Source organism: Nannocystis exedens (assembly GCF_002343915.1).
GTDB classification, from domain to species: domain Bacteria; phylum Myxococcota_A; class Polyangia; order Nannocystales; family Nannocystaceae; genus Nannocystis; species Nannocystis exedens.
Genome location: NZ_NETK01000002.1, coordinates 667,141 through 682,289 on the forward strand (window position 1 = coordinate 667,141; position 15,149 = coordinate 682,289).

The 15,149-nt window shown below is 71.4% G+C and carries 11 protein-coding genes; 7 read left to right on the forward strand and 4 right to left on the reverse strand.

All coding sequences use genetic code 11. From position 1 onward, the window contains the following. Nucleotides 1–150 precede the first annotated feature (150 nt). The gene (locus NAEX_RS51845; protein WP_170136549.1) at nt 151–1,047 is read right to left on the reverse strand and encodes an LIC_10091 family protein; all 897 of its coding nucleotides are present in this window, start codon (nt 1,045–1,047) and stop codon (nt 151–153) included. A gap of 560 nt (nt 1,048–1,607) precedes the next feature. Between NAEX_RS51845 and NAEX_RS46605 the strand changes: the two genes are divergently transcribed. From NAEX_RS46605 to NAEX_RS46625, 5 genes are all read left to right on the forward strand, one after another. Then, a complete protein-coding gene (locus tag NAEX_RS46605) occupies nt 1,608–2,369 on the forward strand; it encodes an ABC transporter ATP-binding protein (RefSeq protein ID WP_096334380.1) in 762 nt (253 codons plus the stop codon). Between the two features lie 2 nt (nt 2,370–2,371). Next, a complete protein-coding gene (locus NAEX_RS46610) occupies nt 2,372–3,238 on the forward strand; it encodes an ABC transporter permease (RefSeq protein WP_096334381.1) in 867 nt (288 codons plus the stop codon). Then, nucleotides 3,238–5,193, forward strand: coding sequence for a Gldg family protein (locus tag NAEX_RS46615; protein ID WP_096334382.1), 1,956 nt, complete (start codon nt 3,238–3,240; stop codon nt 5,191–5,193). The genes NAEX_RS46610 and NAEX_RS46615 overlap by 1 nt, the downstream gene beginning before the upstream one ends. Then, nucleotides 5,190–6,539, forward strand: coding sequence for a DUF4340 domain-containing protein (locus NAEX_RS46620; protein WP_096334383.1), 1,350 nt, complete (start codon nt 5,190–5,192; stop codon nt 6,537–6,539). The genes NAEX_RS46615 and NAEX_RS46620 overlap by 4 nt, the downstream gene beginning before the upstream one ends. Before the next feature lie 189 nt (nt 6,540–6,728). Then, complete coding sequence (locus NAEX_RS46625) at nt 6,729–8,876, forward strand: APC family permease (protein WP_096334384.1); 2,148 nt, start codon at nt 6,729–6,731, stop codon at nt 8,874–8,876. A 73-nt stretch (nt 8,877–8,949) separates the two neighbouring features. Here the strand turns inward: NAEX_RS46625 and NAEX_RS46630 are convergent, their stop codons facing one another. Together NAEX_RS46630 and NAEX_RS46635 are read right to left on the reverse strand one after the other, a co-directional pair. Beyond that, nucleotides 8,950–10,059: a succinylglutamate desuccinylase/aspartoacylase family protein gene (locus tag NAEX_RS46630; protein ID WP_096334385.1), complete on the reverse strand. Its 1,110-nt coding sequence runs from the start codon at nt 10,057–10,059 to the stop codon at nt 8,950–8,952. A 16-nt stretch (nt 10,060–10,075) separates the two neighbouring features. Further along, nucleotides 10,076–12,520, reverse strand: a complete 2,445-nt coding sequence (locus tag NAEX_RS46635) for a VIT domain-containing protein (protein ID WP_143140151.1) — start codon at nt 12,518–12,520, stop codon at nt 10,076–10,078. A gap of 111 nt (nt 12,521–12,631) precedes the next feature. Here NAEX_RS46635 and NAEX_RS46640 point away from each other — a divergent pair, with 111 nt between their 5' ends. Further along, complete coding sequence (locus NAEX_RS46640; RefSeq protein WP_096334387.1) at nt 12,632–13,531, forward strand: hypothetical protein; 900 nt, start codon at nt 12,632–12,634, stop codon at nt 13,529–13,531. 50 nt (nt 13,532–13,581) lie between these two features. After that, nucleotides 13,582–14,913: an AgmX/PglI C-terminal domain-containing protein gene (locus NAEX_RS46645; protein ID WP_096334388.1), complete on the forward strand. Its 1,332-nt coding sequence runs from the start codon at nt 13,582–13,584 to the stop codon at nt 14,911–14,913. Nucleotides 14,914–14,922: 9 nt separating this feature from the next. On the opposite strand, the gene NAEX_RS46650 is transcribed toward NAEX_RS46645, so the two are convergent. Then, nucleotides 14,923–15,141 (reverse strand): hypothetical protein, encoded by a 219-nt coding sequence (locus tag NAEX_RS46650; protein ID WP_096334389.1) that lies wholly within the window; start codon nt 15,139–15,141, stop codon nt 14,923–14,925. Nucleotides 15,142–15,149 lie beyond the last annotated feature (8 nt).

Sequence of the window (15,149 nt, forward strand, 5' to 3'; positions counted from 1 at the left end):
GACGTGGTGGATGCCGCGCTCGGTCGTCCTCGGCGATCGCGTTCGTCGCGGCGACAGTGCGCGCGGGGCCGCGACGGCGAGGACGAGGCTGCAGGGAACGGGCCCACAGCGGGCGCGGCGAGGGCGATGCGCGAGGGTTTGCGCGCCCCCTCAGCCGGCGCCGCGCGGGGCGAGGTTGATCAGGCTGAGGCCCTTGACGCCGGTGTCCTTGTTGAGGGTGCCGTCGAGCTCGGCGTAGCGCAGCATGGGGTTGCGCGAGCGGTTCTTGCGATCGCCGAGGCGGGTCCGATAGTCGGACAGCGGCTGGACCTGGTAGGCCCACAGTTGATCGGCGTGGACCCACTTCTTGCTGTAGATGGTGCGCAGGACCAGCGACTCCTCGTCGCCGACGAGGGCCTCGACGTTGGCGACGAACTGCTTGTTGTAGTCGAAGTACTCCTCGGCGTTGCTGAAGTAGACGACGCGCACCGGCAGGTTCAGCGCCCGGGCGGCGGCGCCGACCGATTGCAGCGAGTTGGGCCCGGTGAGGTCGCCGCCCATCATGCGCACGCGATCGGCGAGGAACATGTCGCGGATGTACTGGTACATCTCGGGGTTCGACATCCACGTTGTCGGCCGGTCGCCCTGGTGGCGCCGGTAGACGCGGTCGAGGTGGATGTAGACGGTCTCTCGCGCCGCCTTGTAGAGCCGGACGATGCGCTTGCGATCGGCCTCGGGCAGGCCGGCGTAGGCGGCCTCGAGGATCTTGACGCTCTCGTCGACGGCGCCCGCGGTCCAGCGATCGAACAGGGTCTTGGGATCGGGCGAGGCCTCGATCAGGGCCTCGTAGCAGCGGTGGAGGTCGACGACGCTCCGATCGATGTCGAGGAGGAACATCAGCTCGCTGCCGGCCGCGGCCGCGAGCGTGTAGTTCTGATCGGAGCCGACGCCGACGTACACGCCGCCCTTGCCGGCGACGTACGGGAAGAACACGTCGTGCCGGACCTCGTTGCTCTTCATGTAGTGGATCGGCGTCTCGATGAGGCTGTCCTCGGGGCCAGCCAACATCGTCGCCCGCTGTTCGGCGGTCAGCGGGGCGGTGCCGCCGGCGCCGGCGGGGGAGCTGGGCGGGGGATCCGCCGCGGGGGCGGCGGGCGCCGGCGCAGGGGCGGGCGCAGGCGGGGCAGGCGTCGGCTCCGGTGCCGGGCTGGTCCCCGCCGACAGCGATTGATGAGCGCTGGCCGACGGCGCAGCTTCGGTCGGGGGGCGGCCGCCGCACGCGAATGCGAGCGCGAGGCCGAGAGCGCACACGGGCGACGACCAGCGCTGAAATCCGCGGGGGAGGCGAGGCAAATTGCGGGGGCGCGGCGAGACCGGCATCAGCGAGAGCCTATGCCACAAGCCCGGCATGATTGGGAAATTGGTGCTTGTCAGTTCGGGTCGGAAGGAATACACATGCGGTCGCGCGGGTAGGTCCCGCGCCGCCGCACGTGCCGCGGGTCCGCGGATTGTCCCGGATCCACACGTGGAGCCACCGCGGAGCACCGCGGAGCCCCGCTCCTCTGCAGACCGGCCGTCGCGTGCGACCCGAGCGGCCGCGCGCGGCCGCCCCCGCGAGAGCAGCACGCATGACCACGCACGAATCGAATTCCAGTCGCAGCGTGACCATCCGCGCCGAGAACCTGTCGAAGATCTACGGCGACTTCGCGGCCCTGCACAGCGTCACCTTCGAGGTGCGCAAGGGCACCGTCGCCGCGTTCCTCGGCCCCAACGGCGCCGGCAAGTCGACGACGATGAAGATCTTGACCGGCTACCTCGCGCCGACGTCCGGCAGCGCCAGGGTCCTCGGCTTCGACCCGACGCACCCGGACCAGCGCATCGAAATGGCCCAGCGCCTCGGTTACCTGCCCGAGAACGGGCCGCTCTACGCCGACATGACGCCGCGCGAGACGCTCGAGTTCGTCGGCAAGGTCCGCGGGCTCGGCAACGGCCTCAAGTCGGCGATCGAGCGCGTGACCCGCCAGTGTGCCATCGGCGAGGTGTTCGACAAGCCGGTCGGCAAGCTGTCGAAGGGCTTCCGCCAGCGCGTCGGCATGGCCCAGGCGCTGCTGCACGACCCCGAGGTGCTGATCCTCGACGAGCCGACCAGCGGCCTCGATCCGCTGCAGATCCGCGACGTCCGCGAGCTCATCCGCGAGCTCGGGCGGACCAAGACGATCCTGCTGTCGACGCACATCCTGCAGGAGGTCGAGGCGGTGGCCAGCGAGGTCATCGTCGTCGGCGAGGGCCGGCTGGTGTTCTCCGGCACGCTCGACGAGCTGCGCGCCGGCAGCTCGGTCGAGCAGCGCTTCTACGCGCTGATGGACAAGCGGCGCAAGGAGGCCGCGTAGTCATGGCGACGACGTCTTCGAAGGACGTGATCTTCGGCATCGCCGGCAAGGAGCTGCGCAGCTTCCTCGGCAACCCGACCGGTTACGTGTTCCTCACGCTGTTCATCGCCCTGTGCGCCGGGGCGGCGTTCTGGCCGCGCGAGTTCTTCGACCGCAACCTCGCGGACCTGGCGACGCTCAACCGGCAGATGCCGCTGATCCTGATGCTGTTCGTGCCGGCGATCACGATGACGCTGTGGGCCGACGAGCGCCGCGCGGGCACGGACGAACTGCTGCTGACGCTGCCGGTGCGCGACACCGAGGTCGTGCTCGGCAAGTTCCTCGGCGCCGTCGGCGTGCTGTCGATCGGTCTGGCGTTCAGCCTGGCCAACGTCGCGGTGCTGGCCTACCTCGGCGAGCCCGACGTCGGCCTGATGTTCTCGACGTTCCTCGGCTACTGGCTGATGGGCACCCTGTTCGTGGCGGTCGGCATGATCGGCTCGCTGCTGACGACCAACGTCACGGTCGCGTTCGTGCTCGGCGTGCTCGGCTGCGCCGCGTTCGCGCTGGCCCAGTCGGTCGCGATCGGCGGCGGCGTCATCGGCGTCGCGCTGCTCGCGGGGCTGGCTTCGCTCGGCTGGCTGGTCGCGTTCGGCTCCGGCATCCACGCCGGCTACGCGGCGCTGGTCGGCGCGTTCGTCGGCGTGGTGCTGTGGCTCGGCGACGTCGTGCCCGGCTTCACCGGCCTGTTCGCCGCCTTCGACGCGCCGTCGCACTTCGCCAGCTTCGGCGAGGGCGTCATCCGCCTCGGCGACGTCGTGTTCTTCGCCGGCGGCACCGCCGTCGCGCTCTATCTCTGCGGTCTTCTGCTGTCCCGGAGGCACTGGTGATGCACCCGCGCGTCCATCGCTTCATCCGCTTCGCGTCGATCGCCGTCACGGCGGTCTCGCTGACTTACATGGCCCAGCGCGCCAACGTGCGCGCCGACGTCACCGCCGAGAAGCTCAACCAGGTCACCTCGGCCACCCGCGACCTCATCGACGCCGTCACGCCCGAGCGGCCGGTGGCGATCCACGCGTTCGTGTCGCGCGAGGTGCCGCGCGACTACGTGACCGTGCGCGCCCGCCTGCTGTCGGTGCTGCGCGAGATGGAGGCCCGCGGCAAGGAGGGCCTCACGGTGCGCATCGTCGAGCCGTCGTCGTTCTCCGACGAGGCGGTCGAGGCCGAGGAGAAGTACGGCATCCGCCCGCAGGTGGTCGCCAACCGCGACGGCGACCGCGTGCAGGAGATGCAGGTGTTCCTCGGCGTGGCCGTCACCAGCGGGCCGCACGAGCAGACGATCCCCTTCATCGACCGCGGCATGTCGCCCGAGTACGAGCTGGTCCGGGCGCTGCGCACGGTCACGCAGGAGAAGAAGAAGGTCGTCGGGGTGCTGCGCACCGACGCGACCATCATGGGCAACTTCGACCTGCAGGCGCGCAAGCAGCAGCCGGCCTGGCGCGTCATCGGCGAGCTCAAGAAGCAGTACGAGGTCCGCAGCCTCAACCCCGGCGCCGAGATCCCGAAGGACGTCGACGTGCTGCTGGTGCCGCAGATGAGCAGCATGACCACGGCGCAGCTCGAGCACCTCAAGAAGTACATCGACGAGGGCCGCCCGGCGCTGCTGACCGTCGACCCGATGCCGCTGTTCGACATGCGCCTGTCGCCGAGCGAGCCGATGCTGCCGCCCCCGGGCCAGAACCAGGGGATGATGTTCGGCATGCAGGAGCAGGGCGAGCCGAAGGGCGACTACCTCGGGTTCCTGCAGAAGATCGGCGTCAACTGGGAGTCGGACAAGATCGTGTTCGACACCGACAACCCGCACCCGCGCTTCGCCGGCAGCCCGCCGCAGGTGGTGTTCGTGACCGAGCGGCCCGACGGCACCAAGCCGTTCAACGGCCAGGATCCGGTCGTGTCCGGCATCAACGAGGTCGTGGTCCTGTTCGGCGGCTCGATCAAGCCGGCGGCCGGGTTCGAGTCGCAGTTCGTGCCGCTGCTTCAGACCGGCACCAGGGGCGGCTACAACAAGTTCGAGGAGATGACCGAGCGGCACATGCTGTTCGGGCTCCAGGGCCCGATCCTGCCGCGCCAGCGGACGATGACGGGCGCGAGCGAGGTCATCGCCGCGCACATCACCGCCGGCGAGACGTCGGGCGAGGCCGCGAGCAAGGGCAAGAACGTGATCGTGGTCGCCGACCTCGACATCTTCGGCGACCAGTTCTTCGTCCTCAACGAGCGCGGCGGCGACCTCGACGGCGACGGCATCGACGACCTGCGGTTCGACAACGTCACCTTCCTGCTCAACGCGATCGACACGCTGACCGGCGACGCCGGCCTGGTCGAGCTGCGCGGGCGCAAGGCGCAGTACCGCCGCATGACGACGATGGACGCGCTGACGAAGGAGGCCGACGACAAGCGCAACGCCGAGATCGAGGCCGCCAACGCCAAGGCCGAGGCCGAGCTCAAGGCCGCCCAGGAGGCGCTCGACGCCGCGGTCAAGAAGATTCAGGACGACGCGTCGCTCGACGAGACGACCAAGGCCGTCCTGCTGAAGAGCCGCGAGGAGGCCGAGAACCGGCGCCTGGCGGCCAAGCGCGAGACGATCGAGCGCGACAAGGCGCGCGCGCTCAAGGCCACCGAGAACGAGCGCGACAAGGCGGTCGAGTCGGTGCGCGCGAAGGTCCGCCTGCTGGCCAGCACGACGCCGCTGCTGCTGCCGATCGTGCTGGGCTTCGGCGTGTGGCTGCGCAAGCGCGGCCGCGAGGCCGAGTCGATCCCGAGCTCCCGGAAGCGAGGTGCCGCATGAACCGCACGACCATCCTGACCGTCGTCGTCGCGCTCGCCAGCCTCGGCGGCGCCGTGGCGATGCGCCCTGGACCTGTCCCTCAGGTCACCTACGAAGACACCGGCCAGCTGCTGTTCCCGAACTTCACCGACCCGTCGCAGGCCGCGAGCCTCGAGGTGATCGGCTGGGACGAGACGGCCGCCCGCAACACGTCGTTCAAGGTCGAGCTCAAGGACGGCCGCTGGACCATCCCGAGCCACAACGACTACCCGGCCGACGGCACCGAGCGCATGGGCAAGGCCGCGGCGTCCTTCATCGACGTGAAGAAGGACATCTACCGCGGCGACCGCCCCGAGGACCAGTCGAGCTACGGCCTCGACGACCCGACCGACCCCAACGCGAAGGAGCGCGGGCAGCGGATCACGATCAAGGACGCGTCCGGCACGGTGCTCGCCGACGTGATCCTCGGCAAGAAGGTCGAGGACAAGGAGGGCTACCGCTACGTCCGCCTGCCCGACCAGAAGCGCGTCTACGCGGTGAAGATCGAGGTCGACATCTCGACCAACTTCACCGACTGGATCGAGAAGGACCTGCTGCAGCTCGAGCAGGACCAGGTCGTGTCGTTCATGAGCGACACGTACAAGGTCGACGAGAGCCAGGGCAAGGTCACCGGCAGCGACCCGTTCCTGGTCAAGAAGGACGCGGCCGACCCGGAGGGCTCGTGGCTGCTCGCCGAGGGCTCGACGCCGATCGCGGGCAAGGAGCTCGACCCGTTCAAGGTCAAGCAGGCGATCAGCGGGCTCGACCGCCTGCAGATCGTCGGCGTGCGCCCGCGGCCGGAGATGCTGACGCTGCAGGCGCTGCAGTCGAAGGGCTTCTTCGTCACCCGCGACGGCTCGCGCCTCTACGGCAACGAGGGCGAGGTCAAGGCCATCTGCGACGACGGCGTGGTCTACAACCTCTACTTCGGCGAGGTCACCTACGACTCGGGGCTCGCGCTCACGGCCGGCCAGGAGGGCGGGGAGGCGGCGCCCAAGCCCGAGGACGAGGCGGCGGCCAAGAAGGACGCCAACCGCTACATGTTCGTCGACGTGTTCTACGACCCGACGCTCGACACCAAGGCGACCGCCGGCGGCAACCCAGAGGACGCGCCGGGCGCCAAGCGGGCCAAGCAGCTGTCGGCGCGCTTCAGCAAGTGGTTCTATGTGATCTCCGACGCGAGCTTCAAACAGATCCGCAAGGCGAAGGCGGAGTTCTTCAAGGACGCGCCCGCGGGCAGCGGCGCGACGCCGGCGGCCCCCGCGAAGAAGGAGCCGAAGCCGGCCGCGCCGAAGGTCGAAGCGCCGAAAGCGGAGAAAGCGAAGTAGTCGCGCCGCGAGTCGGCGGAACTCGAGTTCGCGGCCGGGCGGGACCCCCGCTATCGGCCCTCGCACAGCCCGGCGGCGCTCGCTCCGGGCTGTGCGCATTTTCGCCCGCCGCGCCGGGCGGGCGCCGGTCCCGTGGCCTGGATCGGTTGTCATCGCCGGCCGGCGCGGGCATAAGTCGCATGGCGCCGCATGGGGAGCGAAACGGACGAGGAGCCCTCCAGACCACGCCTGTCCTGGCGTGAGGGCTTTTATCTGGTCGGGCCGCAGCCGCTGAGCACGCCCTACTTCGTGTCGGGCTTCCTGCTGGCGGCGGGGGTCGGCTACGCGACGCCGGTCGTGCAGGTCGGCCTGTACGTGCTGCTGCTGCTGCTCGCGCCGCTGTACATCGAGGCGGTGCTGCTGACGCTGTCGAACGGCGGCACGTACATGATGACCCGCTACGCGCTCGGCCACCTCGGCAAGCTGGCGGTGGCGGTGTCGGCGTTCGTCGGCGTGATCATCTCGATCTCCTACGCCGTGTCGACGCTGGCGTGCCTGCTGGCCTACGGGGCCCACATCACGGCGCTCAGCCAGGTGGTCCTCGGGACAGGTACGATCGGCGTGGTCGCCCTGTCGGCCCTGCCGGCGATCGGCTTCGGGATCTGGGTGACCCCGCGAGAGTGGCGCTACGTGGCGCTGCGCCAGGGCCTCATCGCCTTCGTGGCGCTGCTGTTCTCGGCGGTGGTGCCGGACCCGATCGTCGCCACCTTCGCGCCGATCGGGCTGCTCTTGCGGCTCAACAACCTCGGGCTCAAGCCGAGCGTGCGGGTGTCGAAGGCGATCTTCCTCGTCAACCTGCTCATCATCGGCGCGACCATCGTCGGCGGCTACGTGTGCCTGGCGCTGCAAGGCGTCGACTGGTCGTCGGTGTGGTCGGGCTACGGCCGGGCGGCCCCGGCGGTGCCGCTCGACGCGACGTTCGACATCGGCATCATCCCGGGGCTGGCGATGCTCTCGGCGCCGATCCTGCTGGCCGGCGTCGGCAACGGGGTGCTCAGCGCGACCGGGGTCGAGACGGTGATGAACATCCCGGAGGAGCTCGAGAACCCGCAGCGCGACGTGCCGAAGATCTACTGGGCGATGCTGCTGACGCTGCTGGTGGTCGGCGGCTCGCTGGCGCTGCAGGTGTTCCTGCTGCTGCCGCCCGAGGTGCTGCTGTCGCGCAGCGGCGACCTCGTCGGCGCGCTCGGCTACCACGTCGGCTCGACGCTGACGGGGGTGTCGGGCGTCGGCGGGGCGTGGCAGGCGGCGCTGGTGGCGAGCGCGGCGCTGATGCTGATCGGGGCGGTCAACGCCGGGCTCGCCGGGTCGCGCGGGCTGTGGCTGGCGATGACGCGCGACAACCTGCTGCCGCGCGCGCTCATCACCCCGAACGCGCGCGGCGCGCTGGCGCGGCTGCACTGGCTGCTGCTGGCGGCGGCGGTGCTGCTCGGCTCGCAGTCCGACTGGAACCCGCTGTCGCTCGACCGCTGGCACAAGGCGATGTTCGGGCTGGTGATGTTCTCGGGGATGGCGGCGTTCATCCTGCTGCGCAAGTTCAAGGGCGAGGAGCGGCGGGTCTACACCGCGCCGTGGAACATCTCGGTGCTCGGCACGCGGGTGCCGGTGGCGGCGTTCCTCGGGGTGTCCGCGCTGTCGTACGCGCTGCTCAGCCTGTGGGCGGCCAGCAGCTCGCACCTCGAGGAGCTGCGCACGCTGGTGTGGGTGGTGCTGGTCCTCGTCGGCACGGTGGTGCTGGTCTACAACCACCGGCCGCTGATCCGCGCCGGCTACCGCTACGTCCGCCGCGTGCTCGAGACGGTCGAGTCGACGGTGATCGACCCGCAGCAGCGCACGGTGGTGGTCGCCGTCGGCGGGGTCCGCGTCGGCCGCCTGGTGTCGAAGGCGATCGACCTGGCCCACCAGCAGAGCCGCACGACCGGGATCCCGTACCGCCAGGTCGTCGTGTTCCACATGACGAAGGGCGTCCGCAGCGAGTTCGTCTACCGCATCACGCAGGACTCGATCCGCCCCGAGGGCATCGAGGGCACGACGGTCCGGATCTTCACCGAGCTGACCGAGATCGCGCCCAAGGACCTCGACCTCTACCTGGCCCTGGTGCCGCACAAGCAGACGCCGCAGCACAAGAGCCTGCTCCACGCCGCGTTCGACGCGCTGGTCCGCTTCCACGAGGCCCACAGCTTCAAGGGCCACATGATCATGATCGGCACCTACGGGGTGAAGCCGGCCGACATCGAGGAGCTGCAGACCCGCCTCAAGGACACGACGCTGGTGCCGGTGCCGCTGTTCGACGACTGACCTTGGGGGCATGTCCGAGCGCGCATGTCCGGACGGGCATGGCCACAGGGACATGCCCTCACGGGCAGACGGGTCAGCGGGCGATCGAGGGGTCGTAGTTCGGGTCGAGCTCGACCGGCGGGCCGGTGTCGGGGACGGCCATGTGGACCACGGCCTCGCCCTCGTAGCAGAGGACGCCGTGCGGAAGGGCGAGGATCCAGCCGTCGACGTCGGCCCGCACGTCGCCCCCGGCCGGCAGCGAGCGCCCGTGGATGTCGCTGAGGGTGGCGAGGCGGTCGCCGACGCAGACGACGTCGCCGGGCTCGACGTGGTAGTGGACGATGCCGGTGGCGCGCGCGCGCGGCACGAGGTCGCGCATGACCGGAAACTCGACCCGCGGGATCGGGATGCCGACCACCGGCTCGATGTCGCCGGGCAACATGCCGGCGCCGCGCAGGACGTTGAGGCAGGCGGTGATGCCGGCCTGGCGCGCGGCCGGGTCGACGGCGCCGGTCAGGCCGAGCTCGACGGTGATCGCGGGGATCCGCGCCTGCAGCAGGGCGGTGCCGCTGACGGACCGGTGCAGCCGCGCCTGCAGGTAGCGGTCGCTCGGGATCTCGTTGACGACCGGCAGACCGGTCCAGGCGCACAGGGCGTCGAGGCGATCGGCGAGCTCGCGCGCGGCCGGCAAGTCCTCGGGCCGGCGATAGAGGACGCGATCGCGGATGATGAAGCAGCAGGCCCGCAGGCCGTAGCAGTGGAGGTCGACGAGGAAGTCGGCGCGCCGCATCTCGGCGAACAGGCGCGCGTAGCCGGCCTCGAGCACGGCCGGGTGATCGCTGCCCTGGCCAGGCTCGGGCGGGAAGTCGGGGAACAGGCGGTTGGGGTCGCGCCGATCGAGGTAGGAGACGCGCTGGCGGGCGTGCAGGCCGGCCGGGTTGAGGCTGGGGATGGCGACGAGGGTGCCGCGCAGCCGGTCGGCGAGGCCGTGCTCGAGCAGGCCGTGGACGACGGAGAGACCGGTGACCTCGTCGCCGTGGATGTTGGCGGTGATCCACACCGTCGGTCCGGGCTCGCGCCCGCGGACGAGGACGATCGGCAGGCGCTCGCGGTGGCCGGTCGGCAGGGTGGCGAGCTCGAACCAGCCGTGGACGAGCTCGCCAGGTGCGGCGACGACGTCGCCAAGCGCGAAAGAGGCCGTCATGCCGCTTAAGTGTGCCTCAGCCGGGCTCGAGGACGAAGGGGTAGCGCACAGTGACGACGCCGGGCGCGTCTCCGGGGAACCGCCAGCGGCGCGCGGCGGCGGCGATGCAGGCTCCGACGCCTTTCTCGGCGAGGGTGTCCTCCACCACAGCGGCGCTGGTGACTTCGCCGCTCGTCTCGATGCGCAGGTCGAGCGTGACGCGCCCGCGGAGGTTGGGATCACGCTTGAGGCCGTGGTCGTAGCAGGCGCGCACCTCTCCGACGTGGGCGCGGACGACCCGGCGGATCAGCTCGCGGTCGAGCGAGCCGGTGACGTCGGCCTTGGCCTGGCGCACGGTCGGCACCCGCGTGCCGCGCCCGCCGAAGCCCGCGCCGGCGCCGCGACCGTAGCCGCTGCCGCTGCCACCGCCGCCCTTGCCGATGAGACCGGTGGAGCCGAGGCCGATGCTGCCCTCGCCGGCGCCGTTCATGTCGACGCCGAAAGGTGATTCGACGGGGATCTGCACGGTCCGCAGGCTGCCGTCAGGCTGCCTCTCCCGGCGCTCGTCGACGGCGACGAAGGCGGTGTAGGCGGTCAAGATCCGGTGACGCAGGGCGAGCTCGACGACGGCGTCGCGGGCTTCCCCGGTGAGCTCGCCGGGGTGCGGGTGGAACGGGTAGTGGCTGAGGTCGTCGATCCGCTTGCGCGCCCACATGCTGGCGAGTCCGTCGTGCTCGCGGACGCGGGCGCTGGTGAGCTCGACCGGGAGCTCGACGTCGGCGCCGCCGAGCCTGCCGCGGACCTTGACCTCGCCGGCGAGGGCGCCGCGGTAGCGGCCGTGGAGCACGAGCGGCTGGCCGGCGAACAGGTCGGGCAGGCGGACGGGGGCGATGTCCTCGACGTCGAGGCCGCCCCAATCGATCGAGATGTCCGTGAGGACAGGTCGATCGATGCTCTCGTAGAACTCGTCGACGACGGCGGTCGGCTGCTCGCCGGGGCCGACGACGGTGGCGGCGCCGCGACCGACGCGGCCCAGGCCCTCGACCAGGAAACGGTTGACGCTGCTGCCGACGCCGAGCGCGAACACCCGGGCGTCGCCCCGCTTGGCCGCGAGCGCGTCGAAGATCCGGCCCTCGTTGCCGATGTAGCCGTCGGTCATGAAGAGGACCATGCGCAGGCGCTCGGGATCCTTGGGGGCGTCGAGCGCGGCGGCGACGCCGGTGAGCATCTCGGTGCCGCCGCCGGTGTTGCGCGCCCGGGCCAGGAAGTCGAGCGCGCGCTGGCGGTTGTCGGCGGTGTTGGCGACGCTGGCTGGCTCGAAGGACAGGGCGCTGCCGGAGAAGGTGATGAGGTTGAAGGTGTCGTCGCTGCGCATGCCGGCGAGGGCGCGCTCGATCGCCGCCTTGGCGGTGTCGAGCGGGATGCCGGCCATCGAGCCGGACACGTCGACGACGAACACGAGCTCGCGGGGGCGCGAGCGGCCGGCGTCGAAGCCCTGCGGCGGCTGGAGCGTGAGCGCGAAGTAGCCGCCGTCATCGCCTGTCTTTTGGGCCATGAGCTCGGCGCGCGGCTGGGCGCCGGCGAGCCGCCAGCTCAGCTCGAAGTCGCGGTCGGCTCGCACCGGCCCGCGCGCGAGCGCGACGGCGACGCCCTGCGCCTGCGGGGTGACGGTGACGGCGTGCATCTTCGAGGTGACGTCGGCGACCGGCAGGGTGGTGTCGATGTCGACGGCGATCTCGACGGGGACGCAGGAGTCGACGCCGGCGGCGAGCACGGGCGGGGTGAGCCGATCGGCGTCGGCGACGCCGCCCGGCGGGGCGTAGCGCGGACCGACGACGGTGGGCAGCGCGAGCGAGTAGCGGCCCGACCGCTGACGCAGCGGCTGCACGAGGTGGATCTCGACCTCGATCGTCTCGCCGGGGCCGATGTTGGTGACGGCCTGGGTGAAGATGTTGGGCCGCTCCTGGGTGAGGAGCGCGGCGGTGCGACCGGCCTGGCGGGCCTCGTCGTAGCTGCGCTGGGCGTCCTCGCGGCGCTTGAGCAGGCCGCGGATCGAGCGCGGGCCGACGCGGATCCAGTAGTCGTCGACGGCGGCGTCGTCGGGCAGCGGGAAGCTGTAGATGGCCTCGAGGCGCTCGCTCCCCGGGTTGACGAAGGTCTGGGTGACGGTGGTCTCGGCGAGCGTGCCGACGACGACGGTGTCGTAACGGATGGCCTGGAGCGGGAGGCCGAGCCAGCGATCGCCACCGGCGGCGATCTTGAGCTGGGCCTGAACGGGGTCGGCCGCAGGATCGACGGGGACGAGCTCGGCGGGCCGCGGGCCGCTGCAGGTGGACGATTCGGGGCCGGTTCGGAGCACCGGGCCGGTCGACTCGGCGCCGTCGTCGGGGGCATCCAGCTCGGGTTCTTCGCCGTCGGCGACGGGGGTACAGGCGAGAGCGAGCAGCGACCACAAGGACGAGAGCGCGAGCGGACGGACCACGACGAACCTCCACGAACAGCAGCGGGCCAGGAGACAGGCCCTCGCCGCGAAAGTTCCGCGGCTGCGGTGAGGACGGGCTCGCGCGCGGCGGTCGGCGTATACTGAAGATCGGTGACGAGGCTCGCTCCGATCGTTCACGGCTCGTTCGCGCTCGGCGCAGCGCTGGTGATGGCTGGCTGCTTCCACGACAGGCCGCCGCAGCTCGGCTGCGCGACGGAGGCGGCTTGCTCGACGACGTCGACGACGTCGACGAGCACCACCACGGACGAGCCGACGACGTCGACGTCGACGACCGGCGCGTCACCCGAGCCGCGGACCTTCCGCATCGACTCGCTGCGCCTGGTCGATCCGCACCTGTTCTCCGACATCTGCTTCGACGTGACGGGGCTCGTCAACATGTTCGGGCTGACGCAGCAGATCGCCGACGGGGAGCTGAACCTGGTGCTGCACTTCGCGGACTTCGATCCGGCGGCGCTGGCGGCGGTGCTCGGCGAGACGGAGTCGTGCGACCTGGCGCAGCAGACGTGCGTGCCGGCCGAGGGCGTCAGCCTGCAGCTGCCGGTCGAGGTGGTCACCGAGGCGCCGTGCCTGGCGCTCGATCCGGCCGTGTTCGCGGCCGACAATGTGTCGTCGCTCCACGCGCCCGAGCCGACGTGCTTCCGCACCAGCGCGGTCGAGCTGGCGCTGCCGCTCGGCGCCGCGGATGCGCCGCTCAACATGTTGCAGACGCAGGTCACGTTCAACTTCGACGACGCCGAGGACCCGCAGGCGATCGTGCACGGGGTGGTGTCCGGGTTCCTCACCCGCGCGTCGGCCGAGACCGTCGACATCGAGGTGTCGGGGGCGACCTACAACCTGTGGGCGATGGTGCAGGGGCCCGAGGGCTGCGCCGAGAGCCACCCCGACCTGCTGCCCAGCGTGGATGAACTCGCCGGCCCGGACGGGCCGATCGAGGGGGTCTGGCTGGCCTTCAACGCGACAGCCTCGCGCGTGGCGCTGGTGCCGCCGTGAGGCGCGCCAGCGACCGGGAACTTCGCGAGCGGGGCGACGTCCAAGCCCCCGTGACCGAACGCGCCCGTCCGCTGGTGGTCGAGGTGGTCGCCCGACAGGGCGCGACGATCGTCGATGTGACAGTGGTGGATGGTCGGGCCCGCGCGTATCGCGTCGGCGAGGGCCCGCGGGCGCAGACGACGGTGGCGGTGACGGGCGCCGACGCCGAGGGCTGCTGGACGCTGGTGGCGCTCGGCGGCGATTCGCCGCGGCTCCACGTGCCGGCGGCGGCGACCGGCGAGCTGCGCGCGAGCGCGACGGAGGCGCGACCGCTGGTCGCCGGCGAGACCGTCGAGCTGGCGAACGGGACATGTGCGATCGTTCAGGTCGGGCCGCTGACGTTCGAGCTGCGGGCGGGGCCGCCCGAGCCGGCGGTGAAGTGGCGGCCGGTGTTCGAGTGGCCGCTGTGGCTGGCGCAGGCGGCCTCGCTGGCGCTGTTCCTGACGCTGGCGCTGCTGATCCGGATCTACGGGCCGACGGCGGAGCCGCCGCGCTGGGACGATCCGGAGCTGCAGGAGCGGCTGATCCGCTACACGGCCGAGTTGCCGCCGAAGCCGTCCGAGCCGGGCGCGCCGTCCGAGCGGGCGAGCGAGGGGCCGGGCGCGCCGATCGCTCGCGCGCCGCGGCCGACGCCGGTCGAGTCGCCGTCGCGCGCGACGCCGGACGCGCCGACGGTGACAGGGTCGAGAGGACAGGACCCCGAGGACAGGTCCCGAGAGGCAGGTTTTCTCGGGCTGGCGGAGTTCGACCGGATCTTGCGGGAGTACACGGCGTCGCTCGACGCGTCGATCCGCCACTACGCGCCGTCGCCCGCGAGCGACTCGGCGTGGGCGGCGGCGACCCGGACGGTGCCGCGGGCGATCGCGGGGCTCGGGCTCGGCGACACGATCCGCGGCGGCGGGGGCGTGGCCGAGGCGGTGGTCGACCTCGACCTCGGCGATCTGCTCGCGGGCCTGGCGGCCAAGCGCAAGCGCGGGTTGCCGGGCACCGGCCGCAAGGAGGCGGCGTTCACGAAGGCAGCGGTGCCGGAGGTGCGCGAGACGCCGCGTCAGCGCGTGGAGTGGACGGCGGCGGTGGGGCAGGATCTGATCCGCGGGGTCATCCGCCGCCACACGCCGGAGGTGCGCCAGTGCTTCCGCGACGGCCCGGCGACCGGCAAGGTCGAGGTGGCGTTCACGATCGGTAGCGGCGGCAAGGTCCGCGCGGCGTCGATCGAGAGCAGCACGGTCGACCACGCCGGGGTGCAGCGCTGCATCACCGCGACGGTGAAGTCGTGGACGTTCCCGACGATCGTGGCGGCGGCGGGCGACGTCGCGGTGCGCTATCCGTTCTCGGTCGGCTGAGCCGCGGACTCACTTCTTGCCGAACAGGCCGCCGAGGCTCGAGCCGATGTTGCCGAGATCGACGTTGCCGAGCGCGCCGCCGGCCGAGCCGAGAGCCGCGTCGACCTGCCCGGCGAGCGGGCCGGGGAGCTTGGCCTTGAGGAAGTTGGCGACCGTCTCGATCGCGCTGCGGGCGTTGGCCTCGGAGATGCCGGTCTTGGACACGATCTGCTGGATGAGCTCTTCCATGGATGGGC

Bases quoted from the DNA above. Each gene is read 5' to 3' on its own strand.
- NAEX_RS46610 (WP_096334381.1), top strand. From the start codon at position 2,372: ATGGCGACGACGTCTTCGAAGGACGTGATCTTCGGCATCGCCGGCAAG.
- NAEX_RS51845 (WP_170136549.1), bottom strand. From the start codon at position 1,047: ATGTTGGCTGGCCCCGAGGACAGCCTCATCGAGACGCCGATCCACTAC.
- NAEX_RS46615 (WP_096334382.1), top strand. From the start codon at position 3,238: ATGCACCCGCGCGTCCATCGCTTCATCCGCTTCGCGTCGATCGCCGTC.
- NAEX_RS46620 (WP_096334383.1), top strand. From the start codon at position 5,190: ATGAACCGCACGACCATCCTGACCGTCGTCGTCGCGCTCGCCAGCCTC.
- NAEX_RS46650 (WP_096334389.1), bottom strand. From the start codon at position 15,141: ATGGAAGAGCTCATCCAGCAGATCGTGTCCAAGACCGGCATCTCCGAG.
- NAEX_RS46605 (WP_096334380.1), top strand. From the start codon at position 1,608: ATGACCACGCACGAATCGAATTCCAGTCGCAGCGTGACCATCCGCGCC.
- NAEX_RS46625 (WP_096334384.1), top strand. From the start codon at position 6,729: ATGGGGAGCGAAACGGACGAGGAGCCCTCCAGACCACGCCTGTCCTGG.
- NAEX_RS46630 (WP_096334385.1), bottom strand. From the start codon at position 10,059: ATGACGGCCTCTTTCGCGCTTGGCGACGTCGTCGCCGCACCTGGCGAG.